This window comes from Sporosarcina luteola, assembly GCF_023715535.1.
Classification (GTDB): domain Bacteria; phylum Bacillota; class Bacilli; order Bacillales_A; family Planococcaceae; genus Sporosarcina; species Sporosarcina luteola_B.
In genome coordinates this window covers 116549-141536 of record NZ_JAMBOI010000003.1, presented here as the reverse complement: position 1 = coordinate 141536, position 24988 = coordinate 116549, and the positions used below count along the sequence as shown (strand labels likewise).

At 43.3% G+C, this 24988-nt stretch carries 31 protein-coding genes; 25 read left to right on the top strand and 6 right to left on the bottom strand.

All coding sequences use genetic code 11. The annotated features are described in order from the left end of the window. Positions 1-14: 14 nt before the first annotated feature. The 4 genes from M3191_RS07720 to M3191_RS07705 all read left to right on the top strand — a co-directional run bounded on the left by M3191_RS07720 (position 15) and on the right by M3191_RS07705 (position 4679). Positions 15-1163: a PstS family phosphate ABC transporter substrate-binding protein gene (locus tag M3191_RS07720; RefSeq protein WP_251699628.1), complete on the top strand. Its 1149-nt coding sequence runs from the start codon at positions 15-17 to the stop codon at positions 1161-1163. A 22-nt stretch (positions 1164-1185) separates the two neighbouring features. Continuing rightward, the gene (locus M3191_RS07715) at positions 1186-1425 is read left to right on the top strand and encodes a hypothetical protein (RefSeq protein WP_251699626.1); all 240 of its coding nucleotides are present in this window, start codon (positions 1186-1188) and stop codon (positions 1423-1425) included. Continuing rightward, positions 1422-2426, top strand: coding sequence for an NAD(P)H-dependent flavin oxidoreductase (locus tag M3191_RS07710; protein ID WP_251699624.1), 1005 nt, complete (start codon positions 1422-1424; stop codon positions 2424-2426). The genes M3191_RS07715 and M3191_RS07710 overlap by 4 nt, the downstream gene beginning before the upstream one ends. A gap of 795 nt (positions 2427-3221) precedes the next feature. Further along, on the top strand, positions 3222-4679 hold the full coding sequence (locus M3191_RS07705; RefSeq protein WP_251699622.1) for a carbon starvation CstA family protein: 1458 nt from the start codon (positions 3222-3224) through the stop codon (positions 4677-4679). A 39-nt stretch (positions 4680-4718) separates the two neighbouring features. Here the strand turns inward: M3191_RS07705 and M3191_RS07700 are convergent, their stop codons facing one another. Further along, positions 4719-5468, bottom strand: a complete 750-nt coding sequence (locus M3191_RS07700) for a DUF3888 domain-containing protein (protein ID WP_251699620.1) — start codon at positions 5466-5468, stop codon at positions 4719-4721. Between the two features lie 148 nt (positions 5469-5616). Here M3191_RS07700 and M3191_RS07695 point away from each other — a divergent pair, with 148 nt between their 5' ends. The 5 genes from M3191_RS07695 to M3191_RS07675 all read left to right on the top strand — a co-directional run bounded on the left by M3191_RS07695 (position 5617) and on the right by M3191_RS07675 (position 8997). After that, complete coding sequence (locus tag M3191_RS07695; RefSeq protein WP_251699618.1) at positions 5617-6501, top strand: DMT family transporter; 885 nt, start codon at positions 5617-5619, stop codon at positions 6499-6501. Between the two features lie 24 nt (positions 6502-6525). Continuing rightward, positions 6526-7299: an aminoglycoside 6-adenylyltransferase gene (locus tag M3191_RS07690; RefSeq protein WP_251699616.1), complete on the top strand. Its 774-nt coding sequence runs from the start codon at positions 6526-6528 to the stop codon at positions 7297-7299. 62 nt (positions 7300-7361) lie between these two features. Further along, positions 7362-8105 (top strand): MerR family transcriptional regulator, encoded by a 744-nt coding sequence (locus M3191_RS07685; RefSeq protein ID WP_251699614.1) that lies wholly within the window; start codon positions 7362-7364, stop codon positions 8103-8105. 86 nt (positions 8106-8191) lie between these two features. Continuing rightward, entirely contained in the window at positions 8192-8413 is a 222-nt protein-coding gene (locus tag M3191_RS07680) for a hypothetical protein (protein WP_251699612.1), read from the top strand. Positions 8414-8442: 29 nt separating this feature from the next. Then, positions 8443-8997 (top strand): hypothetical protein, encoded by a 555-nt coding sequence (locus M3191_RS07675; protein ID WP_251699610.1) that lies wholly within the window; start codon positions 8443-8445, stop codon positions 8995-8997. A 136-nt stretch (positions 8998-9133) separates the two neighbouring features. On the opposite strand, the gene M3191_RS07670 is transcribed toward M3191_RS07675, so the two are convergent. Next, positions 9134-9586: a GNAT family N-acetyltransferase gene (locus tag M3191_RS07670; protein WP_251699608.1), complete on the bottom strand. Its 453-nt coding sequence runs from the start codon at positions 9584-9586 to the stop codon at positions 9134-9136. Between the two features lie 138 nt (positions 9587-9724). Between M3191_RS07670 and M3191_RS07665 the strand changes: the two genes are divergently transcribed. From M3191_RS07665 to M3191_RS07640, 6 genes are all read left to right on the top strand, one after another. Next, entirely contained in the window at positions 9725-10447 is a 723-nt protein-coding gene (locus M3191_RS07665; protein ID WP_251699607.1) for a MerR family transcriptional regulator, read from the top strand. 130 nt (positions 10448-10577) lie between these two features. Further along, positions 10578-11006, top strand: a complete 429-nt coding sequence (locus tag M3191_RS07660; RefSeq protein WP_251699605.1) for a HEAT repeat domain-containing protein — start codon at positions 10578-10580, stop codon at positions 11004-11006. A gap of 193 nt (positions 11007-11199) precedes the next feature. Then, entirely contained in the window at positions 11200-12381 is a 1182-nt protein-coding gene (locus M3191_RS07655) for a MalY/PatB family protein (protein WP_251699603.1), read from the top strand. Between the two features lie 324 nt (positions 12382-12705). Further along, the gene (locus tag M3191_RS07650; RefSeq protein WP_251699601.1) at positions 12706-13302 is read left to right on the top strand and encodes a hypothetical protein; all 597 of its coding nucleotides are present in this window, start codon (positions 12706-12708) and stop codon (positions 13300-13302) included. 204 nt (positions 13303-13506) lie between these two features. After that, positions 13507-14703 carry a class I SAM-dependent rRNA methyltransferase gene (locus tag M3191_RS07645; protein WP_251699599.1) on the top strand — a complete coding sequence of 399 codons (1197 nt, stop codon included), beginning with the start codon at positions 13507-13509 and terminating at the stop codon, positions 14701-14703. Positions 14704-14809: 106 nt separating this feature from the next. Further along, positions 14810-15430 (top strand): LysE/ArgO family amino acid transporter, encoded by a 621-nt coding sequence (locus tag M3191_RS07640; protein WP_251699597.1) that lies wholly within the window; start codon positions 14810-14812, stop codon positions 15428-15430. Positions 15431-15591: 161 nt separating this feature from the next. On the opposite strand, the gene M3191_RS07635 is transcribed toward M3191_RS07640, so the two are convergent. The 4 genes from M3191_RS07635 to M3191_RS07620 are packed head-to-tail and all read right to left on the bottom strand — an operon-like array spanning position 15592 to position 17982. Continuing rightward, positions 15592-16002, bottom strand: coding sequence for a DUF3021 domain-containing protein (locus tag M3191_RS07635; RefSeq protein ID WP_251699595.1), 411 nt, complete (start codon positions 16000-16002; stop codon positions 15592-15594). After that, complete coding sequence (locus M3191_RS07630) at positions 15999-16457, bottom strand: LytTR family DNA-binding domain-containing protein (RefSeq protein ID WP_251699593.1); 459 nt, start codon at positions 16455-16457, stop codon at positions 15999-16001. Before M3191_RS07630 ends, M3191_RS07635 begins: the two co-directional genes overlap by 4 nt. Continuing rightward, positions 16435-17250, bottom strand: coding sequence for an ABC transporter permease (locus M3191_RS07625; protein WP_251699591.1), 816 nt, complete (start codon positions 17248-17250; stop codon positions 16435-16437). Before M3191_RS07625 ends, M3191_RS07630 begins: the two co-directional genes overlap by 23 nt. A 12-nt stretch (positions 17251-17262) precedes the next feature. Further along, entirely contained in the window at positions 17263-17982 is a 720-nt protein-coding gene (locus M3191_RS07620; protein ID WP_251699589.1) for an ABC transporter ATP-binding protein, read from the bottom strand. A 215-nt stretch (positions 17983-18197) separates the two neighbouring features. Here M3191_RS07620 and M3191_RS07615 point away from each other — a divergent pair, with 215 nt between their 5' ends. From M3191_RS07615 to M3191_RS07575, 10 genes are all read left to right on the top strand, one after another. Next, a complete protein-coding gene (locus M3191_RS07615; RefSeq protein WP_251699587.1) occupies positions 18198-19019 on the top strand; it encodes a VanW family protein in 822 nt (273 codons plus the stop codon). Continuing rightward, positions 19016-19561, top strand: a complete 546-nt coding sequence (locus M3191_RS07610; RefSeq protein ID WP_251699585.1) for an AAA family ATPase — start codon at positions 19016-19018, stop codon at positions 19559-19561. Before M3191_RS07615 ends, M3191_RS07610 begins: the two co-directional genes overlap by 4 nt. Then, positions 19555-20085: a GrpB family protein gene (locus M3191_RS07605; RefSeq protein WP_251699583.1), complete on the top strand. Its 531-nt coding sequence runs from the start codon at positions 19555-19557 to the stop codon at positions 20083-20085. The genes M3191_RS07610 and M3191_RS07605 overlap by 7 nt, the downstream gene beginning before the upstream one ends. 70 nt (positions 20086-20155) lie before the next feature. Then, the gene (locus M3191_RS07600) at positions 20156-20920 is read left to right on the top strand and encodes a DUF817 domain-containing protein (RefSeq protein WP_251700111.1); all 765 of its coding nucleotides are present in this window, start codon (positions 20156-20158) and stop codon (positions 20918-20920) included. Between the two features lie 49 nt (positions 20921-20969). After that, entirely contained in the window at positions 20970-21587 is a 618-nt protein-coding gene (locus tag M3191_RS07595; protein ID WP_251699581.1) for an NUDIX hydrolase, read from the top strand. Positions 21588-21704: 117 nt separating this feature from the next. Then, positions 21705-22799, top strand: coding sequence for a helix-turn-helix domain-containing protein (locus tag M3191_RS07590; RefSeq protein ID WP_251699579.1), 1095 nt, complete (start codon positions 21705-21707; stop codon positions 22797-22799). A 101-nt stretch (positions 22800-22900) separates the two neighbouring features. After that, positions 22901-23134 carry a putative holin-like toxin gene (locus M3191_RS18670; RefSeq protein WP_353056514.1) on the top strand — a complete coding sequence of 78 codons (234 nt, stop codon included), beginning with the start codon at positions 22901-22903 and terminating at the stop codon, positions 23132-23134. A 175-nt stretch (positions 23135-23309) separates the two neighbouring features. Further along, the gene (locus tag M3191_RS07585; RefSeq protein ID WP_251699577.1) at positions 23310-23846 is read left to right on the top strand and encodes a GNAT family N-acetyltransferase; all 537 of its coding nucleotides are present in this window, start codon (positions 23310-23312) and stop codon (positions 23844-23846) included. Further along, positions 23833-24252 (top strand): NUDIX hydrolase, encoded by a 420-nt coding sequence (locus M3191_RS07580; protein ID WP_251700110.1) that lies wholly within the window; start codon positions 23833-23835, stop codon positions 24250-24252. Before M3191_RS07585 ends, M3191_RS07580 begins: the two co-directional genes overlap by 14 nt. Before the next feature lie 21 nt (positions 24253-24273). Next, complete coding sequence (locus M3191_RS07575; RefSeq protein WP_251699575.1) at positions 24274-24981, top strand: nucleotidyltransferase domain-containing protein; 708 nt, start codon at positions 24274-24276, stop codon at positions 24979-24981. Positions 24982-24988 lie beyond the last annotated feature (7 nt).

The following is a 24988-nucleotide window of genomic DNA, read 5'->3' as shown; positions in this document are numbered from 1 at the left end:
GAGGAGGGAATAGGTTGAAAACGATTTGGGGCATATTGTCAGTTTTATTCATATGGGCATTAGTATTACCATTTGCGGGCTTCGCAGCGTTTTTATTATATATTTCAAATAAGGGGTTTTTTGTACCGCTTGTCATCGCGGCATACATATCTTTTGGTGCAATACTTGTCATGGCGCGCTTTGATCTGTTCAACTATAAGAAGCATTTCTGGATCGGAGCAGCGGCTCTCATCGCTGTATCGCTTCTATTCACCATACCGGCCGTCTATGATAAAACCCGGCCAGTCATTACCGATGGCCAAGTTGATTTGACTGCTTACCAGCCGTTTGAAAAGAGGACAAAAGCTGTAGCTTTAGATGGGCCTGCAACTTTGCACCTCGAGGACAACTTGCCGATTATCGATGGGGCGACGGCGCTTTATCCGATTTACGCGGCATTCGCACAAGCCGTTTATCCTGAAAAAGAGTACCAACCCTATGACAGCGAAGTGATGTCGAATCGGACTGAAGCTGCCTATACGAACTTGATCAACGGAAAAGTGGATATCATTTTCGTTTTGGGACCATCTACAACGCAGCTCAACCAAGCGGAAAGTGCGGGTAAGGAGCTGAAGCTGACACCGATCGGGAAGGAGGCATTCGTCTTTTTCGTCAATTCCAAAAATCCGGTGAAAAGTTTAACCGAGAATGAAATTAAAGGGATTTACTCAGGGAAGATTACGAATTGGAAAGATGTCGGTGGAAAAGACAATGAAATCCGTGCATTTCAACGACCCGAAAATAGTGGCAGTCAAACTGCACTGCGAAAATTCATGGGCCTCACACCAATTATGAAGCCGCCGACAGAGGATGTCATGTCACTCATGGGCACGGTCATCGGCGAAGTGTCCGACTATAAAAATCATAAAAACGCAATCGGCTACACATTCAGGTACTACTCAACGCAGATGGTGAAAAACAATAGAATTCGCCTGCTTAGCGTGAATGGTGTCGAACCGAACACCGATACTATCAGGTCAGGAGAATATCCAATCACGAATGAATTTTACGCCGTGACAGCAGGAAGCGACAACCCGCATGTCGAAGCGTTCATAGAGTGGGTTCTGTCGGATGAAGGGCAGGAAATTATCGAGAAGACGGGATATGTTCCGGTGGGTAAGTGAGGGTTTAAAAGGAAGGAGTTGTTTGGACTTGATTGTAGCACTTTGGCAAGCGTCATTGATCATTTCATTTCTTTCGTTCTTTTTTGGCCTATTCACCAAGTCTAAAACGTCATTGCTCATTAGCTTTTTCACTTCTTTACCGATCGCCTTGTATTTCTTCGGTGCAAACAATGCATTTAAATTAGTGGCGCTGTTCCCGGTTATTCCCTTAGTTATCATGTATTTATTTCATCGGTATGAAAGAAGGAGGGTGGAATCATGACCTTTACAGAAACAGTAGGAATTCAACATCCAATCATCCAAGCCCCAATGGCGGGTGTCACGACGCCAGAATTCGTGGCAGCATCATCAAATGCAGGCATTTTAGGTTCAGTAGGTGCAGGGTATTTATCCGGAGAAGCTACACGGAATTTCATTCGCGAAGTCAAAAAGCTCACAGATAAGCCGTTTGCCGTCAATCTGTTCGTTCCAGAAGATGTCAAAATGAATCAAGAGCTTCTTCGTCAAGCGTATTTAGGACTGCAGCCGATCGGCAAGAGACTTGGCATGCCGTTTTGGAAGGCGCCATTGTCAGAATCGGATTTTGACGAACAAGTGGATGTCATTATTGAAGAAGGCGTACCGATCTGCTCATTTACATTCGGGATTCCAGATCCGCGGACGATTCAGAAACTCAAGAATGCGGGCGTAGTGCTGATCGGGACAGCGACGACGAAAGAAGAAGCAATTGCTGTGAAAAATGCAGGGGTGAATGCCGTTGTCGCACAAGGCAGTGAAGCCGGAGGACACCGGGGTTCATTCATCGGGGAAGAGCTTGTGTCACTTGCGGAATTATTGCCTTCGATTGCCGAGGCTGTCGGCATTCCAGTCATTGCTGCTGGTGGAATCGCTAACAAAGAGCATCTCGAACTACAACTCTCCCGCGGAGCCCAAGCCGTCCAAATTGGTACCGCATTGCTAGCAGCAGAAGAAAGCGGTGCGCATCCGCTCTATAAAGAAGCCGTCTTGGCATCGACCGATAATAGTACCGTGCTTACAAAAGCCTTCTCCGGAAAATCGGCAAGAGGCATCCGTAACGAGTTCATAGACATTACCGCAAGCGTCCCGATCGCCCCTTACCCCTACCAAAACGACTTGACAAAGAAAATCCGAAGCCAAGCGGCAAAGCTTGGAAAACCGGAGTTCATGTCGCTATGGGCGGGGGAGAGCGTCCATGAAACAACGGGTGGAACGGTGAAGGAAATCATCGGAGTATTCCTTTGAAAAGAGGATGGGTAATAGCATACAACTGCAATGCTAATGGGAAATAAAGGTCATTCTATCTTTACAAACTATTTAGAGCGTTTGATATTTCCTGTATAATTTCTTTGTGCACATAAATACTCCAAATAATAAAGATGGTAAGTAATATAAAGTATATTGTGAGATACAATTTCACAATTTTTCTTTGTATCCAAGGTTTAACAAATAATAAAAGAAAGCCTGTGATGAAAAGTGAGGATATTAAGATTGTAACTCCCCACATGTCATACGCTTTGTTAATTGATAACATTACTTTCATCGCTTGAATTGGAGAATCTTGCACATTGTACGTTTTTATTTTTCCGAAGCCCTCTTCAATCGTTAACATCATCGTTTTTTCATCCAAGTAATAACTATAACCAGTCAAATTAAAGTTGGTCTTTAGTGTTAATAGGAGTATTGTTATCAAAAGAATATAAACAAATAAAGGTAAAAACCTCTTTTTAGGAATAGCTATCCCTCCTTAACGGCTTATTCGAGATTCTTTCAAAAAATGCCATCCATATCCAGACTGAAAGAAAAGCGTCCCATTTGTTAAATAATTTACATATATTAACTTATTCAACACAATCGTAAAAACTCCTTCTTCTTCAACTAAACTCATATTTATTACGGGACCATTTCTTCATATTTCTTAACTGCAACATACTGAATAACCAGAAAACAGTATTTTATTATGTAGCAAAATGAAGTATACTAGTTTCAAGCTTTCAGGTTCTGAAAGAAATATTGCCTTTGGGGAAAGGGGAAAATGTAATGATTACGTTCTTGTTTTGTATCGTCTTATTGATTGTCGGCTATTTCACGTATGGCAAATTCATTGAGAAGATGTTCGGGGTGAAGGAAGATCGTGCGACACCTGCTTATACGAGCGGGGACGGCGTGGACTATGTGCCGATGAGCACAAAGAAAAACTCGTTGATCCAGCTGTTGAACATTGCGGGGGTAGGTCCGATTTTCGGTCCGATCATGGGGGCTCTTTATGGTCCGATTGCCTTTGTTTGGATTGTAATTGGGGCGATTTTTGCAGGTGCTGTTCACGACTATTTAACGGGAATGATCTCCATCCGTAACCGTGGAGCGCATTTGCCGGAGCTTGCAGGTAAGTTTTTGGGGAAATTCATGAAACATATCGTGAATGCTTTTGCCATTCTATTATTGGTGCTCGTTGGAACGGTTTTCGTATCCGCACCGGCAGGATTGCTGTACAACTTAATGAATGGTTGGATGGCGATGGGCATCATCGTTGCACTTATTTTTGCTTATTATATTCTTGCGACATTGTTACCGATCGATAAGATCATCGGCCGTTTCTATCCGATTTTCGGAGCGCTTTTGATTATTAGTGCAGTCGGGGTTGGCGGTATGATGGTCGTCAAAGGGGTCAGCATTCCTGAGTTGACTTTTGCCAATATGCACCCTGACAAATTGGCGGTTTTCCCGCTATTATTCTTAACGATTTCATGTGGTGCATTGTCTGGCTTCCACGCGACACAATCACCGATCATTTCACGTACGACACAAAAAGAAGGCCAAGGGCGCAAGATTTTCTATGGCATGATGATTGCAGAAGCGATCATCGCGATGATTTGGGCGGCTGCAGGAATGGCGTTGTTCAACGGTTATGGCGGCTTGAATGAGATGTTGGCTGCAGGCGGTCCTGCGTTGATCGTCAGCGAAGCTTCGACATTGATGTTGGGTGCAGTTGGTGGAACGCTAGCAATTCTAGGTGTCATTATCCTTCCGATCACTTCCGGCGACACGGCTTTCCGTAGTGCGCGTATGATCATTGCGGACTATTTCAAGTTGCCACAAGTGAAGATTGCGAGCCGTCTTTGGATTGCTGCACCGATGTTTATCATTTCCATAGCTTTGACGCAAGTCGACTTTAACATCCTATGGCGTTACTTCTCATGGGCGAACCAATCGACAGCCGTTATCGCATTATTCGTAGGTGCAATGTATCTGTTCATTGCACGGAAGAACTACTGGGTCGCACTCATCCCGGGAACGTTCATGTTGATGGCGACAATGACGTATATTTTAAATGCTACGATCGGCTTCGGATTGCCAATGAATGTGGCATATATCGGGGCAACTGTCATTTCAATCTTCCTTGTTGTGCTGTTCTTCTTCGCCGCAGTTCGGGCAAGAGCTGCACAAATCCCACTGGAAGAAGACATCTCACATTGGAAAAGTGCAACGACAAACTGATTGTTATTTTGAAAAAGAGGCGGCCGAGGCTGCCTCTTTTTACATATACCAAAGCAAGTCGTACTCCATCTTCTTCCCTTTTTCACTGTCCTGGTCGATGACTTTCCAAATGCCATTCTCCTTGAAGACCTTGTAATAAAAATTGGTTCCATCGGCTGTCTTGAATAGAATGAAACCTTCATTGCCTTTAACGAAAGTTACCGGGTTGATCACATTTTTGTAAGGCGGTTGGATTTCCGTGCTAAGAATATTAATGACAATTTCCTCCGCGATATGAGCGAGAGAATTGAAATCATTTTGTTTTTCGGCCTTGTACCGCAACTGGTTATAATCATATCGCTCATACGGAAGTAAATTTAAATGAAATGACTTTTTAATGTCGATGAGTGATTCCTTATAAAATTGATGTAATTTCTTTTCCTCGTCATCACCTTCATGAGAAAAGTCGAGCAGTTTAACACCTCTCGGACTAATCCCGAACTGCAACGTCTCCTTGCCGTATGGTGGATTTTCCGCTGTCTCGAATGTATTCACTTGAACTTCAACTGTGAAGGAAAATCCACCTTTTTCGTCACGCTGGATATTCACTATTTTTGCGTCATATAATCCATACGATTTATCGTATCCGTAATATTGGATGATGCCTTCCGAAATATACGGTTGAAGTGTCGACAGTAGCGCATCTTGGATGGATTGTTGGTCAATATTGTTCTGCTCCGCTTTAGACGTAAGAGGTTGAATAAGCATTGAAATCATTAGAAATGGAAGTAAGAAGTATAAACGTCTCAATTGGAAACCTCCTAACCGGTTTTGTGATTAGGTTTTCCTCAGTCGATGAAACAATACATGTATGAACTTTGAAAAAAATGTCTTTGAATGAAGACAGTTGCGTTATAATGAAATAAATTGTTTGATTACTTGGATACCGGAGGATGCTATGCGGAAATATTATGGTGAAATTGGATTGCTGTTAACAGCAATCATTTGGGGAAGCGGGTTTGTTGGGAGTGCAGTTGCATTGGATTCCTACACGCCCTATCAAATTCTGGCGGGCAGATTCCTAATCGGCGCCGTTCTATTATGTGCGGTTTTTTATAGAAAATTGAAGTTCATTTCAAAAAGTGCATTGATAAAAGGAACGATTTTAGGGGTCTTCTTATATATAGCATTTGCGCTGCAAACGGTCGGTCTCCAATTTACAACACCGTCCAAAAATGCTTTTTTGACAGCGGTGAATGTAGTTATCGTACCTTTCATAGGGCTGGCGATTTATAGAAGGAAATTGGATATATTTGAACTCATCGGAGCATTTCTCGCTATGTTCGGCGTTGCGGTCCTGTCACTCCAATGGTCAGCTGGACTCAATATCGGCGATTTCCTATCGTTTTGCTGTGCAATAGGATTTGCATTTCATATATTCTACACATCCCAATTCGTGAAGAAGGAAGATCCGATTGCGTTGACGATTGTTCAAATGGCGACAGCGACTGTGATCGGAGTCATCGTCGTATTGCTGAAAGGCGAGACAACGTTCAGCACGCAGCCGGAAGGTTTGACATCTCTACTCTATTTAGGTGTATTTTCAACGACAATAGCGTTTTTATTACAAACCGTCTCACAGAAATTCATTACAGAAACAAAAGCGGCAATCATACTTTCGACGGAATCATTATGGGGAATGGTCTTTTCAGTCATTCTGTTGAGTGAAATCCTTACGCTTAAGATGGGGATCGGGGCGGTTTTAATACTTGCTGCGATTATTTTATCGGAAACGAAACTGAGCTTTTTGACGAAAGGGAGTAATCCAGCAAGGTTGGGATAAAACGATGAATGGGGGAATGGAGAGATGTATAGTTCTGAAGAAAGAGATGAGTTTTTTGTAAAGGTAGTTGAGAGATTAACGTCCTCCAATTTAGTTGAAGGAGTTGTTCAGTTAGGTTCAGGAGTGATTGGATATAACGATGAATGTTCCGATATTGATCTAATGGTTTCTACGTCCAAAGTTGAAGACGTTGAAAGCACTAAAAGTTATATTCATCGGACTCTCAGTGAGCTAAATCCTATCTATATTAAAGAAAAGCAGTTTAGCAAGGATATTTATCTGCTTATCGTATTCATGGAAAATTCACTTGAGTTTAATGTGTCTATTCTTCCTAGTGAATTACTGAATGTGAAATCGCCTTTGTGGAAAGTGATAGTCGATAAAACTGGATTCGTATCCGAAAAGATGAACGCTGAAAATGAAGTCTTTCAAAATAAGCCAGTCAAATACGATGTGAATGTCGATATCGCGTTTGAATTCGTTTACAGTGCATTGAGTTTGAACAAAGAGTTGAAAAGAGGTAATCTCATTTATTCTCTGAAGATGCTTGAGACTATGAGAGACTATGTTCTACTGGCACAATCGATGAACGAAAACAAGAAGCTGCATCAATTTAAAGCGTATGACACGTTACATCCTTCGTTTATAGAGGAATACCTTTCAACCTATCCGGATGAAATGACAGTTGAAAAATTGACTGCTTCAGCTGAAAAGTTAAAAGGACTCTTTTCTGAAGTAGTTCAGCATAGTTCTACTATTACGATTGATAAGGCTTTACATAAGCTTCTTTATTCCTAAGAGAATTTTGTTGACCTGTCCCTTGGAGGCAGGTTTATAGTGTAATAAAAGGGAGGGAAGCTATGTTATCGATCGGGAAGACGGCCCATCTTGTCGGACTGACAACGAAGGCTATCAAACATTATGAGGAAATCGGACTTGTCCATCCTGCTTATGTGAGTCCGGAGTCGGGATACCGGTTTTATTCCCAAACAGAACAGAAACAGCTTGTGCGAATCAAAACATTGAGGAATTTCGGAGTGTCCCTTTCCGATATTTTGCGGGAAGGAGATGAACAGATGGAGTCTTTGTTGATGAATCGGAAAAAGGAAATCGAGAATGAAATCAACGAACTGCAAGGGAAGATGGAAGGAATCGATCAATTACTAAGCAAAGGGGAGAAGGAAATGGAGACACGTATTCTTGAAAGTGAAGGGTTTACAGTGAGAGGGTATGAGGTGCAAGGGCCCGTATCAGAAATTCCAGCAGAATGGGATCGGCTAATCAAGGAAATTAATGAGAAAGATGTCGTCGTAGAAGAATCATTTGGCGTCTGCTTGAAGATGGAGAATGAGATCATCCATTATATTGCGGGACTGCAATCTGAGTTGACGGAAGGGTTCCCGGACACGAAAGAGGTCGTTATTCCCGCTGGCAAGTTTATTGTGGCAACAGTGGAAGGCGGGATTCCAGGCATTCCGGCTACGTATGACTACATCATTCAAATGGATGACATCAAACTGAGGGATTGCTATGACTTCGAGCGATACGTCCATCCAGCTGGGGTGTCGGAAGACGTCATCGAGATTTGGATGCCGATCGAATGATATGGAGATCTGGCTTATAGCTGGGTCTTTTTATATTCCTACTTAAGAGCTTATCCTTATTTACTTCATTGCAAGGGGGTTACGGCGTGAAAGAAATATATAGGAAGTCGTCGATTTTCGGTTTTATTGGAGGAACAGGAATGATTTTATTTTGTATCCTCTATTATTTTATCTGGTATGAGGGGTTTTCTGTAAACGGCAATATATTGTTTGAAATAGGGATCAGCGGGTTAGCTGCGCTAGGTGCAGGAGTGTATTTCAAATATGCATATGAAAAGATGGTGGCCTCGAAGTCGTCGAAAATGTAAGGGACATGGAGACAATTGGAGAATTAATATTGAAACGAGTGCCGTCGTTGTTGCCGAAACTATATCACGTAGATCATAATGGACAACCGTCGTTTCAAATTCATCCTACAACAGGCCGGATTAGTAGGTGGCTATTATGTTTTCGTCCGTTTGAAAAAGGAATGCTTTTTCCTGTAGAATACGATATTTCATCAATGGATGGGCGTCCGATAGCGACAATCCACATTAAAAACAATGTAAAACAATTTACATTAACGTTGAGGAAACCTGATGGAACGGACATTGGGAGGTACATACAGCAGCTATCAAAATCGGCAATGAAAAACCGGGGAACCCTCTATCATGCGGATGGAACGGTTTGGAGAAAAATTGAAGCGAAGAATATGGCGGGCGACATCGACGTAATAGATGAGGAAGGAAATCGGACAGCTTCCTATCGCTACGGCCTGTTTCCTTACGCAACGCTCCCAGCATTCCAAAGCACATCCCTTCATGAGCATGTCTGTTTTGGAGCACAAATTTCATCCGAAGAAAAGCTTGCTTACGTGATGATTTTTTTCTTTTGGCTGGATGGGGAGAGTTGAAGATAAACGTGAGGATAAATAAAAAAACCACCAGTTGACGGTGGGAAAGTAATCAATTAAATTGGTAACCGATTGCCTATTAAATGTAAGCAACGAAATGATTGAAGATAGACATAGACCATGAACGAGCTAACGTTTACTTCTTTTTCATTTCCCACTTAAGCATAGTGTCTTCTCTTCCAATTTGTCGTAAGCCCAACTTTCCTAGCACCTTAGTTGAAGCGAAATTATCTTGCAAACATTCTGCAATGACTCTCTTAACTTGCCCCGATGCAAATGCCCATTCAATAAGCGCTCCGACTGCTTCAGTTGCATATCCTTTGTTTTGAGCAGATGGAATAATGCCGTAACCGATTTCCACAGTTTGATTTCCCGAAGGCTTCCCTTTAAAACCGATGTCACCAACAATGGCATCCGTTGCTTTATCCACAACGAACCAAACACCCCACCCTAATTGGGAAGCATCGCTTTGAAGTTCGGTTACATGTCCTTTCACATGAGCCCCTATTTCATACTCCTCAGGCGATATTGTCGATAAAAATTCTGGTGTGCAAGCAACCAGTTTGAGTCTCTTTGTGTTAAAAACCATGGTTATAACCTCCTGCGTAAGTCATTGATTCAAGTATACTTGAATCACGGTTTGTAAGTTAAAAATTCTTTCATCAATTGTATTGACTCTCACGTTACGTCATACTCTATAGTCAATAGTGAAGGGAGGCGGGGAGTTATGAAAGTGAAAGAAGTGGCGGATTTGACCGGTGTGAGTGTGCGCACGCTCCATCATTATGATGAAATCGGTTTACTTGTTCCGGACAATGTGACAGAGGCAGGCTATCGGGTTTATTCTGATGAAAATCTGACGACCCTCCAGCAAATCTTATTCTTTCGTGAAATCGGCTTCCCTTTGAAGAAAATCAAGGAGCTATTGGAAAGTCCGTCGTTCAACCGGTTGGAGGCGTTCGAGCTGCAACGCGACATGTTAGTGGCGAAGCGCCAGCAACTCGGGACAATGATTGAGACGATCGACAAGACGCTCCGATCCGAGAGAGGAGAAATGACAATGACTAACGAAGAGAAGTTTAAAGGGTTCGACTTCAGTTCGAATCCATATGAGCAGGAAGCAAGAGATCGGTGGGGGGATGAGGCGGTCGACAAGGCGAACAAGAATGTCGCTAAATTCGGCAAGGAAACTCAGGAGGACATGAACCGCATTTATTACAACCTCGCAGAACTTCGCCATACAGATCCGGCTGCAGCGGAAGCTCAAGCAGCTATTGGTGAGTGGTACACGTTCTTGAATAAAATCGGCGACTACTCATTAGAAGCATTCGCCGGACTTGGTGAAATGTATGTCGCGGATGAACGATTTACGAAGAATATTGACAAATTCGGGGACGGTTTGGCTGTTTTTATGCGGGATGCGATGAAGTTTTTTGCCGAAAGAAACTGATGATAACAACATGAAGTGACCATATAGATCCTTACGAGCGATTCATCGCTATTTTCACCCAGACATCGTATAATGAGGAAGCGGAAGAAGAATTCATTTTTCCTCTAGTTAAAAAAAGAGGTGCGATTACTTGAAACAGTTTGAAACAGCATTACCTGAGCAATATGAAACGTTAAAAAAACAGGCCAATTATACGTCTAGCTGGCGAGAGCGTTTAGACGCAGTAGAATTGTTATCGGCTTATCAACATGACAAAATCATTGATTTATTAAAAAATCGTATGCAGAATGATACTGTCTACAAGGTGCAAGTAGCAGCCTATGAAGCACTAGTGGCGTTTGGTGAGGACGTAGAGAAGCCACTACCGGCACGTTTTGATATTATCAAAGACACAGACAAAATATTCCTACGGGTGAAAAAGAGCTTACCGAAGGACCATTCAGTGGCAGACTTTGCAGATAAGCTAAAACGTATGCGTTTAGATGTCTATGATGCGTATGAAGGCGATAAAGGTGCACAATTTATGAACTGGTTAGAGGAACGTTGGGCAAAACTGTAATCAGTAGTTTGGCGATTTAGAACGAAAGTCATTCTCTCCGCATGTGGAGGGAATGGCTTTTTCTTATCCTGCCGTATGGTTCATCTCGATAGAATTTCCTGATTGTTTCTTTTCACTAAAATAAAAACTTATATAGACGACTTTAATTAGTTGGCGTATTGTTGAATAAATAAGAAAATGGGAGTGATTGCAAATGGACGTCGCGGAATTTTGCGAGCGGTATGCCGTCGAGCGAAAAGGAACGAATTCATTGAAATGGGATGCATTGGATGAGCGTTTCGGTGACCCTGATCTGATCGCAGCATGGGTTGCAGATATGGAGTTCAAGGCCCCCGAAGCAGTATTGGATGCATTGCAAAAACGGATTGCCCATGGTGTGTTCGGTTATTCATTCGTACCCGATTCTTTCTATGAAGCATTTATCAATTGGGAGAAACAGCATCATGGGTACGAAGTGAAAAAAGAATGGATGCGCTTTTCAACCGGAGTCGTCACAGCACTATATTGGTTTATCAATGCATACACCAAACCTCGTGAAGCTGTCATGATTGTAACGCCTGTCTACTATCCATTCCATAACGCCGTGAAGGACACCGACCGTAAATTGGTGACTTGTGAGCTTGTGAATGATAATGGATTTTATCATATCGACTTTGATGCGTTCGAGAAAAGCATCATCGACAATGATGTAAAACTGTTTATCCAATGTTCTCCGCATAACCCTGTCGGCCGCGTGTGGACAGAAGAAGAGTTGGTGAAGGTCCTGTCAATTTGCAAGAAGCACGGTGTTCTAGTCGTTTCGGACGAAATTCACCAAGACCTTACTATGGAAGGGCATAAGCATATCCCTTCTGCAATTGTATGCGATGGTGAATTCGCAGATCGGCTCATCACCGTAACAGCGCCGTCTAAAACATTTAATTTGGCTGGACTCTTATTTTCACAAATCATAATTGAGGATGAACAGCTGCGTACCCAATTCGATGAGTACGTGAAAACGGTGAACCAAACTGAAGTGAATATCCTTGGATTGACCGCCGCGGAAGCTGCTTATCGGCATGGACAAGAGTGGCTGGATGGATTATTGGCAGTCATCAAGCATAACTACGAACATGTAAAACAACATCTGCATGACGCGGCACCCGAAATTATCATCTCTCCATTAGAAGGCACTTACTTGATCTGGCTAGATTTAAGAAATGTGATTGATCCAGAGAAAACAAAGGAATTTATCCAAGATCGATGTCGAATTGCTGTTGATTTCGGGGAATGGTTTGGCCCTGAAGGAAAAGGGTTTATTCGATTGAATATGGCGACTGAGCCAAGATTTGTCGAGCTTGCCGTTGAAAATATCTTGTCGAACCTTGGAAGGTGAAAGGTGTTTTCAATTTTATTTTTAAGAAAAGCAAGAAAGTCGAAGCGATTCATAGTATAATAGGACAACCATCGATAGATGAGCAATTGTTACTTCCATGACAACCATGCCATCACTTGCTTTCCTGCGGGATTGAAAAATCTTGGGAAAGTGAAACTCTACGTATAGGTAAAACGTATAATACATATATAGATAAACGCTTGAACTGTCCGAACCCCTACTCTTGTCTACAACTTAGGGCTTAGAAGGTTTACACCTGCAGACGGTTTAGGTTCCCCCAAAAAATGTACATACTTGTAGAGAGATGAGTTAGGGGTTGGGATAATGGGAAAAACAATCTATATCGTACTTACAGACACGGGAACATTGTTGTCTAAGGCGATTGGCATGTATACACGCAAAGATTTGAATCATGCATCCATAGCATTCGACGAGCAATTGACCGAAATCTATAGTTTTGGTCGGAAGCAGCAATACAATCCGTTCTTCGGTGGGTTTGTACGTGAAAATGTTGCGGAAGGCATTTTTCAGGAGGCTGATTGCGCTGTATACCGTTGCGAAGTTTCTACGGAAGCGTATATACGGATCCGTCAGAAAATCGTTCAATTTGAGTTGAATCAAAGAGCTTATAAATACAACTTTATCGGTTTGTTCGGCGTGGCGCTGAATAAAGAGATTCGACGGAAGAGGGCGTTTTTCTGTTCGCAATTCGTCGCGACCGTCATGCAGGAGAGCGAGATGCACCGACTGCTGACGAGGCCTAGCCTGACAATGCCGCATCATCTGGCGTATATGCCACATATGGAACTAGTTTATGAAGGTGACTTAAAAACATATTTACACACTGCAAGAGGGCCGCAAATGGATCGTCCGATTCGAATGGGACTTTGGAAGAGTCTGGCGTTCCGCCTACTTGCCTGATGTTGAAGCTTCTCTGTTACGAGAAGCTTTTTTCGCGTCTAGCTACGGGCGCCAGAGGCTCGGGGTCATAATTCAAAGCTGCTCTGTGGCAAAAAGCGCCACGCCGCATCTTTGCCTTATGCCTGTCGCCTCTAAGCAGTTGCCCTTCGCTTTTATACAGTCTTCATGCGATAATGAAAAAAATGATGTAAAAAGGATGACACGATGACAAAAACGATTGATGTACAAGTAAACGCACAGAGTATAGCGGCCTTCAAGAAGGGCTACCCATTGATTTTGAAAGACGCGGTAATTAATCCGGAAGTGTTGCAGGAGGAAGGCTCACTTATCCGCTTGGTCGATAAATACCGTAAATTCATCGCAAAAGGCTATTATGGCAATCAAAACAAAGGAATCGGCTGGGTATTGACGAGGGATGAAAACGAGGAAATCGACTTCGCCTTTTTCGAGTCCAAGATAGCAGCAGCCCTTTCGAGACGGGAATCTTTTTTTGAAGATAGCGAGACGACCGCATTCCGTATCTTCAACGGAGAAGGCGATGGCATCGGTGGATTGACGATTGATTATTTTGACGGCTATTACATGGTGAGCTGGTATAGTGAAGGAATCTATTCCATGAAGCATCATGTGTATGGTGTGTTGGACAAGCTCGTGGAATATAAGGCAGTATACGAGAAGAAACGCTTCGATACGCAAGGCCAATACATTGAGCAGGACGATTTTGTAAGAGGGATTCCCGGAGATTTCCCGATCATCGTGAAAGAAAATGGCATGAACTTTGCCGTCGATTTGAATGATGGCGCAATGACGGGAATTTTCCTTGATCAGCGTGATGTGCGTAAAGCGCTGCGCGACAAGTATTCGGAAGGCAAGCACGTGTTAAATACATTCTCATACACAGGTGCGTTTTCGGTTGCCGCGGTACTTGGCGGGGCGCGGGAGACGACGAGCGTTGATTTGGCGAAGCGCAGTTTGCCGAAGACGATCGAGCAGTTCAGTGTGAATGGGATTGACTATGAAGCACAGAACATCAAAGTGATGGACGTGTTCGATTACTTCCGTTATGCGAAGCGTCATGAGCTGAAATTCGACGTTGTTGTTTTAGATCCACCGAGTTTTGCACGCTCCAAGAAATACACATTCAGCACGGCGAAGGATTACCCGGCATTGCTCAAGGATGCAATTGACATCACAGAGAAAAACGGCATCATTATTGCATCAACAAATAACGCAAGCTTCAGCATGAAGAAGTTCAAGACATTCATAGAAAAAGGTTTTGCGGATGCTGGCTCACGCTTTAAGATCCTCGAGGAATCTTCATTGCCAAAGGATTTCCGCACAAGCCGCGACTTCCCGGAATTCAATTACTTGAAAGTCGTCATTTTGCAGAAGTTGAAATAATAAATTGGAAACCATCTCCGTCTGGGGATGGTTTTTTGGTTGGGTCATTGCAATTAGTGAGATAAAGCCTTTCAATAGAGAGAAAGATAGAAAAGGGGGAGAGGGGATGGTCGAGGCGGTACTTCATGGCGTCATCCTAGCGATCGGACTTATATTACCATTAGGCGCCCAAAATGTATTTGTGTTCAATCAAGGGGCTTTGCAGCCAAAGCTAGCCAGGGCACTTCCCGTCGTTATCACCGCGGGGATTTGTGACACGATTTTGATCGTGGCTGCAGTATCAGGAGTATCTCTACTCATTTTGACATTCCACTGGTTGGAAACAATCATGTTTGCTGTCGGTATCCTGTTTTTACTGTACATCGGAATTTCTCTTTGGCGAAGCGCCCCTGCGTCAATGGAGGCGGAAGCGGAACGGTTTTCTCCTAAGAAGCAGATTTTGTTTGCAGCATCCGTCTCTTTATTGAATCCACATGCCATCATCGATACGATCGGCGTGATCGGTTCGAATGCCTTAAGTTATTCAGGAGAGGCACGTTTCGCGTTCACGTTGACGACAATCATCATTTCATGGTGTTGGTTTTTCGGACTCGCTGTTGCTGGAAGAGTACTCGGCAAGATGGATACGAGCGGGAAATTCATTGGCATGTTGAATAAAGTCTCCGCTGTCGTCGTCTGGGCGGTCGCGGTGTATATGGCGGTCCGATTACTGAGCAAGCTTATTTGAGAGGTACCAATATCTATTGAATAAAGAGAGTTATCTATTGAATCCGGATAGTTATCTAGTGGATAAAGAGAGTTATCTATCGAATTTGGCCAGTTATCTATCGAATAACAAAACTTATCACCAAATCGGGACTATTAACCTAACAATAGAGGAGCGTGGGCTTACAACTCCCTCAGCTCCTCATTCAATTTCGCTGCTTGCTTTCTGAAGTACATGTAGAAGGAAAACCAAATGATTGAATAGAACACGATGAAGATGCCGAGCATGCCGATAAATCCTCTCACTGTGAATGGAATCCATCCAATGATGAAGGCTACGATGAAATACAGCATAGTCACACATAAGAAATGCAGTGTCGTCTGGACCGGCAATGTCAGTTTTTCATTTTCAAACAGCAAAGGAGTCACCGTGAAGAACCAGCCGCAAAATACTGTGCCGAGTAAGTTTTTCCCGAGAATTGAGGCATCTAGCATATCCTTACCGTCAATATAGATGACCGCTAGAATTGTAGCGACTGCCAAGAATGAGCCAAAGAAAATGCCCAATACACTTCTTGTCAAAAACGTTTTCATCCGTTTTTCCTCCTGTTCATTTTCAGCGCTTCCTTGATGCCGCTCACATATGTCCTCGAAACATACTCTTTCGCTCCGGACTTAAAATGGACGACTAACGTACCGTTGAAAGAAGCTTCAAAACGGCTTAGCTCATGCAAGTTGGCAATGACCGATTTCGATAGCCTGATGAATTTCGCAGAAGGCAGCATCTCTTCAAGCTCATAAAGTTTCTCTTTCAATGAAAAGGAGCCAGTAGCAGTGACGGCCATGACGCCTTCCTTTTCCGTATGGAAATAATGGATGTCGTCCGGTTTCAAAATATGCTGCATCTCGCCATCTCTTCCAACGAGAAACTCCGTTTTCTTCCCCTTCAAAAAATCAAGGATCTCCTTTATCGAATCATCCACTTCATTACAATGGATCGTCACTTTCGTTTCCTCATAAATTTCATCAATGTCCAGTGTAACTTTCATTCCCCATATCTCCTCCTCGGCCCCTATTAGTAGGATACCATTTGAAGAAAGATTTTCGCGGACTATTTCCAAAACGTAAGACCAATAGAGAGACGGCAGTGACGAGGACGATAAATCCGATAGACTTGAGTGTCGCTGCGTTCCATTCTAACTGTCCATTCCAAACGGCGATGAAGAGTTGATTCATATGATAGACGGGATTGAAATCAGCAATGACTTGCACGAACTTCGGCATCATGGGAATCGGCATTGTGAATCCGCCAGTGAACATCACTACTTGAAAGATGACGATGGAGAAGACGAGCGCGCCATTCATGCTTGTGAATAAAGAGTAGATCGCTGAAGAGATGATAAGCAAGGCTGCATTCAATAAGATGAACGTCCCGAATGCCAAAATGAAATTGAACGGCAGGAATGAAAGGTCATAAGCGATCATGCCGATGAAGAAAACTAGGAAATAGCCAAGGCTCGTAATGATGATCGACTTTAGGATATTCGATAGTAGCAATGTCCTTTTCGGTACTGGCGATAAAATGATTCGCTTTTCCACGCCTGTCGTCCGGTTCATTACTTGATCGAACCCGAATGCGAAAAAGACGACGCCGAACGTGATCAGTAAAATGAAGGAAGGTGTGTACGTTTCCGCGTAACTGAGATTCCCGGTATACGTGGCGTTCCCGAAGAGTTGCCCCATGAATAAATACGTGACCGGCGGAACAATGATCGTGAACACCAAATAAAAAATCTCCCGTGTAAACATAAGCAAGTCATACTTTAGCTGAGTAAGTAACATGCAAATTCCTCCCTATATAGATACTTTTGATAAGTAAAAGTCGTTGATTGATTTGTAGCCGTTGGAAAGGATACCTTCCGTCGAATCAAACACTTCAGTGACACCGTTGTTCAAGAGCATTACTTTATCACAATACAATTCAACTTCATCCATATTATGTGTAGTCAAAATAACGGTGCCGCCTGTGCGTTTGTTGTACTCGCTAATATACGTCCAAAGCATATTTCGCATATGCGGATCGAGACCTGTTGTCGGTTCATCCAAAATTAGCAGTTTCGGCTCGGATAAAAAGGCGATCGCCAAACTGACGATTTGCTTCCAGCCTCCTGATAATTTATCGAAGTATTTTTTCCGGTGCGGCTGCAGTTTGAAGTCGAAAATGATTTGTTCGATATCGACCGGTGAGTTGTAATACGCTTTGAACAGCTTCAGCAACTCGACCACCTTCAACGTTTTGTAAAACTGCGTCGGCTGCAGAACGACTGATATGTCCCTTCGTATCTGTTCAATTTGGTTGGCCGTTAACGTGTTCAATTCACTGCCCAACACGGCGACAATTCCATTGTCATACGGATTCAGCGTCATCAATATCTCAAGAAATGTAGATTTCCCTGCACCATTTTTGCCGATGACTCCAATGATTTCTCCTGCATTGGCAGTGAAATCAATTCCCCTTAATACGTTGTTCCCCCCATATGCCTTTTGCAAATTGCTGACTCTTACAATTTTCATTTGCAATCCCTCCGTCGTCGTTCTTTGTATTCTTACTATATACAGACTCTACGAATCCGTATGCCGGTTTTCGATGACCGGTCGTTTTTTTAAGGTCAGTTGCAAAAAAGCACATGTGAGTTGCATCGGGTGTACACTTCCTTGGAGTTATGCCCCAATAATGAAGGAGAATAGGGAATCTTTGTTGAATTAAGGGTAGATTGGAGGTGGCTCTATTGGTTTCATTAAAACCGATCAAGCGAAGCAAACTGAGAATCTTTGCAGGAAAGAAAGTATATAGACTGAAACGCTATAGCGAATGGCTGTTTGACGGGAAAAAGTATGCGCGCAAAAGACTCGATGAAAAACTGCCATATAGTATCAAAAAGCATCGGACTCCTTTGCTAAGGCAATTGAAGGACGTCGACATGCAGTTGCAGTGGAATAAAATCACAAATCTTCAGATTGCCGCTAAACGATTGCATAAAGTCGTCATTGAACCAGGAGAAACCTTTTCATACTGGCGTCTCATCGGCAATACGACGAAGCGGAAAGGGTATGTCGACGGCATGATCCTCCATTATGGAAAAGTGACTGTCGGGACGGGCGGAGGGCTTTGCCAGCTATCTAACCTCATCTATTGGATCACATTGCATACGCCACTGACTGTGACAGAGCGCTATCGCCACAGTTACGATGTCTTTCCCGATTCGAACAGGAGTCAGCCGTTCGGCAGCGGAGCGACTTGCGCCTACAATTATTTGGATTTGCAAATAAAGAATGAAACCCAAACACCATATCAGCTCATGATCTATTTGACAGATACACATCTCAATGGGGAATGGCGTTCAATTACGCCAGCAATCCGGACATATGAGATTTACGAGAAAGAGCATCATTTCACGAGGGAATTATGGGGAGGGTACGTCCGTCATAATTCGATTTTTCGGAAATTATTCGACGCAGAAGGGAACCAGATCGACGATGAATTCGTCACAGAGAATCATGCGATAACAATGTATGAGCCTTTTCTAACATATGAGGGGGACGGGAAATGATTATCATGATTAACGGGGCGTTCGGTGTTGGCAAAACATCTGTTGCGAATGAACTAGTAAGAAGGCTGGATGGAACAATGCTGTTTGATCCGGAAGAGGTCGGATTCATGTTGAGGCAAATCATTCCGGATGAGATGAAATTGCAAAATGAGAAAACTGGGGATTTTCAAGACTTGAAGATGTGGAAACCATTGACGGTAGAAGTGGCAAGGCAGTTACGCGAGACGTACGGCAAAGATTTGATAGTGCCTATGACGATTTACAATAAGGACTATTTCAACACAATTCATAGCGGATTCCTGCAAATCGATCCTGAAACCTACCATTTCTGTTTGACCGCGAAAAAGGAAACAATCCATGAGCGGCTGATTGAGCGCGGAGAAGAGGTAGGCAATTGGTGCTTCGAGCAGACGGATAAATGCCTTGAGGGGTTTGCCGACTCCTGCTTTGAACAATTCATACAAACAGACGATGTAGGTATTGAAGAGATTGCGGATTTCATTTGCAAAGAGATTGGACAAGGAGCAGCGACAAAATGTTAGGTCTGAATAAAGACGTAGTCGCATTGACACCGTACTGCCGAGAATGGAAAGCGCTTTTCGAGCAGGAGAAGACGTTATTAGAATCGCTAATCGGGGAGTATGTAGTTGATATTCAGCATATCGGAAGCACCGCGATTGAAGGGATTGCGGCAAAGCCTATGATTGACATTCTCATTGGCGTTCGATCGGTGGATGACGTGAAGAAATTCGATAAATACCGATTGAAGGATGCGGATATTTATCATTTGGGGCGTGTGGAAATTGAAGGTAAAGCAGTGTTTGCCAAGTTCTCAAATTTGGAAGAATTGACGAAGACGCATGTCTATCATGTAGTAGAATATGGCGGCAACTGGTGGAAGCAACATACGTTTTTCAGGGACTATTTGAATGAACATCCCGATGTCGCGCAAAAATATGAAGCGTTGAAGAAGGAACTAGCGTTGATATATCCGGATAACGAACGGCAATATACAGATGCTAAGAAGGCGTGTGTAGATGAGGTGCTGAGGTTAGCGGGATTGTGAATACGGGCGGGAGGAAACTACTATGAGACACCAGGATACGCTTCCGGAAAAACAGCGGGAGCTGAACATCATAAGAGCATTTAAACAACTTGTCCATTTCGGGTGGCAGCAGGCTCTCTCCTGTTTGTTCCCAGTTGTTATTTTTGCTTCCTTAGCACTTACGAAAATTATGCCTCTTCCCTTACTGTCACGATATGACTGGCTTCTGATCATTTGCGTTCTTATGCAGTGGTGGATGCTACGTTCGGGACTGGAAACGAGAGATGAACTGAAAGTAATTACCCTGTTCCACTTGATTGGACTTACTCTTGAAATCTTCAAGGTGAATATGGGTTCGTGGTCTTATCCAGGGGAAGGGTATTTCAAAATTTTTGGAGTTCCTTTGTATAGCGGATTCATGTACGCAAGTGTAGCAAGTTATCTATGCCAAGCGTGGAGAAGGCTGGATGTCGACCTCATTAAATGGCCGCCTTTTTGGATAGTTGTCCCTCTTGCTTCGGCAATCTATTTGAACTTTTTCACCCACCATTATTGGATCGACATTCGTTGGTGGTTATCTGCACTTGTCATCATCGTCTTTTGGAAATCTTGGGTTAGTTATAATGTGAATGGATCTCAGTACCGGATGCCTATTGCTCTTTCATTTGTACTCATCGGTTTTTTCATATGGGTAGCTGAAAATATCGCGACGTTCTTCGGTGCATGGCAATATCCAAACCAAGCCGAAGCATGGAGTCTCGTTCATCTAGGAAAAGTCAGCTCATGGCTTTTATTAGTGATTGTCAGCTTTCTAATCGTCGCAACGTTAAAGCAGGTGAAGGGGAAAAATAGGTAAGATACAGTGCAATGTAAAGGTTGAGAATTTACGTTAAGGTGGGGGTCAGATGAGTACGCAATGGTTGAATTGGGCGAAGCAAATTCAGGCTTTGGCGCAGTCAGGGCTAGCGTTTTCTAAGGATATATATGATATAGAGCGCTATGAGGAGTTGCGCAAAATCAGTGTAGAGATTATGTCGCAGCACACCGATCTTGAGATACATAAAATTGAAAGCTTGTTTACAAACGAAACAGGCTACCAAACACCGAAAGTGGACGTTCGAGGTGTTGTCTTTAAAAATGATCAAATCTTAATGGTGAAAGAAAATATCGATGGTAAATGGGCTTTGCCAGGTGGGTTTTGCGATATTGGATTGTCCCCTTCAGAAAATGTAGTGAAGGAGATTGAAGAGGAATCTGGCTATGATGTAATTCCCGTCAAGTTACTCGCTTTATTAGATAAAAACAAGCATCCTCACCCACCGGATCCATATCATTACTATAAGGTTTTTATTTTGTGTGAAATTATCGGAGGAGAACCTGCTGTAGGACCCGAAACAAATCAAGTTGAGTTCTTTACGAAAAACAATTTACCGCCACTTTCTATGAATCGAAATACGGAGTCTCAAATTACAACAATGTTTGAATTCTTGAGGGACCCTAAAAAGAAAACGATATTTGATTGATTTCATTCCACTCGCGGTAGAATCTCATATTCAACCAACAGTTGATAGGCGACCAGAGAGCGATATGCTACGCTGAATGTACAGTGCGCGCTGAAACATATTGGGGAGGTTGTTTGGATGTTGGATACACGGAAGATTGGAAGTTATATTTCAAAGCTTCGAAGAGAGCGGGATTGGACACAGGTGGAAATGGCGGATCGGTTGAATGTGAGTCATCAGGCCGTATCTAAGTGGGAGCGTGGGGAATCGTTGCCTGACCTTGGGACATTGATGAACATCGGACAGGCTTTTGGTGTGTCGGTGGATGAGTTGATGAATGGAGGTGCCGAGCGAGAAGGTTCGGTATATATCCATAACCTTGGGCGGATTGTGAAAGGGATTTCTGAGGACCGTCGGGAAGAGGTCGCGGAAATGATCAATGCGGGGGAAGCGGACATGGATGAATTGATTGAAGTCGCCCCTTTATTAAGAGCAAGCGAATTGGCTGCCGTGACGGAGAGGGTTGATAAAAGCTTGTTCAATGAGGATATGATTGTAAGACTCGCGCCATTTGTGGAAACGGAGCTGTTGGATGGGCTCGTGCTCCAGGCGATGGAGGACAGTGTTGAAGTGGAATTGATCGAAAAACTGGCTCCGTTTGTTAGCAGTAACGCGTTGGGCCAATTGTTAGACAAGGCCGTTACTGATGGAGTGGATTTTGACGCTGTAGTCCGGTTGGCACCATTCGTGGAGCAAGAGTCATTGGATAAGCTTTCACTTCAAGCGGTTGAGGAAGGCATTGAATTGGAGCAGATCGGTAAACTTGCTCCGTTTGTTAGCAGAGAAGCATTGTGGAATATACTCGATAAAGCTGTTACGAAAAATGTGGATTATAATGCCGTTATCAAGCTGGCACCATTTATCGGTAGAGAACATGTAGATAAATTGATTGATCGGGCAGTGAGTGAAGACCTTGAATGGGAGTTTGTCGTCAAATTGGCTCCGTTCTGTAGTCGGGCAATGTTGAATCGATTGGCGGAACAAGTGAAAGAGGGAGAGTTGGATTCAAGCCGCTTAGTTTCCCTTGCTCCTTTCATTGACAGGGAAGTCCTGAGCAGAATTGTGGATCGGATGGAAATGAGAAAGTTTGCTCCGGAGACTGTGGCGGAATTAGCACCATTTGTAGATAAAGGAACGTTAAGCAGATGGATTCAAGGTTTGTTAATTAAGTGAGAGGGAAAGCAGCACTGTGAATTCGGTGCTGTTTTTCAGTTGTATACATAATTTGTCATGTTCCATGAGTTGCGAATTGTCTGGTAAGTGGGAACGGGTGTATGGTATACTGTGAGAATAATAGCGTAGTTTTCAAGGGCGGTCAGCATCCCGTGGTTGTAACAACTTTCCAGTCTATCATAGACGGAATGGGGTGCTGTAACGTGACTACATTCGAAGCAATAATCGTCATGATTAGTTTTTCTACGCTAATCGTAGCAGTGATTGCATTAGTATTGTCACAAAAGAAAAATCCACCCTTGAGTTTTAGCCGACTCGGATGGATTATTCCCTGACGTGACGCTGATCCCCATATGGAAACCATGTCTATTGAAGTTCCGCAATGATGCTCTAACATCGTTGCGGTCCTTTTTACTATAACCTCTATCTAATGGAATTATAACAAATAGGAATTACAAAGTCTATTAATTGAAACAATTCAAGTCTGCATAATTGATTAGGGGGAAGTGGATGTTGATAAATAATCGGTTAGCCATCCGGGATTTAATAGAAGACGATAAATTCCTTTTGGCCAAATGGTTGTCCGATCCGGAGGTTCTCCAGTTTTACGAGGGGCGGGATCGCCCGTTAGATTTGGCGCAAGTCGAAGAGGATTTTTTCGGGAATGCAGACGGTGAAACAAGGTGTCTCATTTTGTATGATGAGGAGCCGATTGGGTATGTACAGTATTATCCGGTTGGGGATGAGGAAAGACGGATTTATGGCTATTCGGATACGTCAGAAATCCTCTATGGAATGGACCAGTTCATCGGTGAACCAGCCTATTGGAATAAAGGAATCGGGACGCAACTTGTCGAAATGATAGTTGCGTATTTATTGATTGAAAAGAATGCTGATCGCATCGTTATGGATCCACAAACTTGGAATGAGCGGGCAATCCGCTGTTATGAGAAATGCGGATTCAAGAAGGTCAAGCTCTTGCCAAAGCATGAATGGCATGAAGGGGAATACAGGGATTGCTGTTTGATTGAATATGGCAAGAAGTGAAGTTGTGCAGCCAAGAAATCGAGGATCTTCCGTTATTATTGAGAAGGATAAGGTCGCGGTTATTAAGAGGAATCTTGGCGTTGAGGAATATTATGTCTTTCCGGGCGGTGGAATTGAAGTTGACGAAAGTCCTGAGCAAGCAACAATTCGGGAAGCGTTTGAGGAGCTAGGTGTTCATATTGAGATAAAAGAACATCTGGGAATCGTTGAATTCAATGGAAAGCAATACTATTTCTTAGCAGAGATTGTCGGCGGGGAATTTGGGACAGGACAAGGCGAAGAGTACGATGAGAGCTGTAACCGTGGATTATATGAGCCGAAGTGGATACCGATTGCCGAGCTAATAGCGTTGGATGTTCGACCAATAGAGATTGTGAAAATAATAGTTGACCGAATGGAAATTTGAAAATAGTTGGAGGAACTAGGAATGAAACGAATGAGAGCACCATTCGCAGCCAAACGATTTGTCGATGAATATTTCCCTCGTTGCCAGGCTGCAGTCCTCGCTGGAAGCGTTGTCAGGGGAGAAGAAACTCCTACATCAGATTTGGATATTGTGATTTTTGACAACCAATTTGAAGTGGCCTACCGTGAAACTCTTATTGAGCATGGCTGGCCAATTGAAGTATTCGTACATTCTTTAACTTCCTATCAAACCTATTTTCGAAGTGATGCGGAACGAGCGCGTCCTAGCTTGCCGCGAATGGTAGCGGAGGGAATTGTTTTGAAGGACACCGGCATTTTATCAACGATTAAGAACGAAGCCGCAGAGTTGTTAAATGCAGGACCAGCCCCTTGGTCGGATCAGACATTGTTGACGAAGCGGTACATGCTGACAGATGCGCTTGGTGATTTAATAGGAACACAAAATGAGACAGATGCACTTTTCATCGCAAATACACTCGCCGAAGCAATCCATGAGTTTGTACTTCGGACGAACGGGCAATGGATCGGCGCATCCAAATGGATCGTGCGGGCACTGAGAGAGTATGATGAGGATTTAGCCGATCGATTTGTGGCGGCATTTCATTCGTTTTATAAGACTGGCAATCGTGAAGGAATCATCGAACTAACAGATGAAGTGTTAGCACCATATGGCGGAAGATTATTTGAAGGGTATTCTGTAGGGAAATGAGGGATGG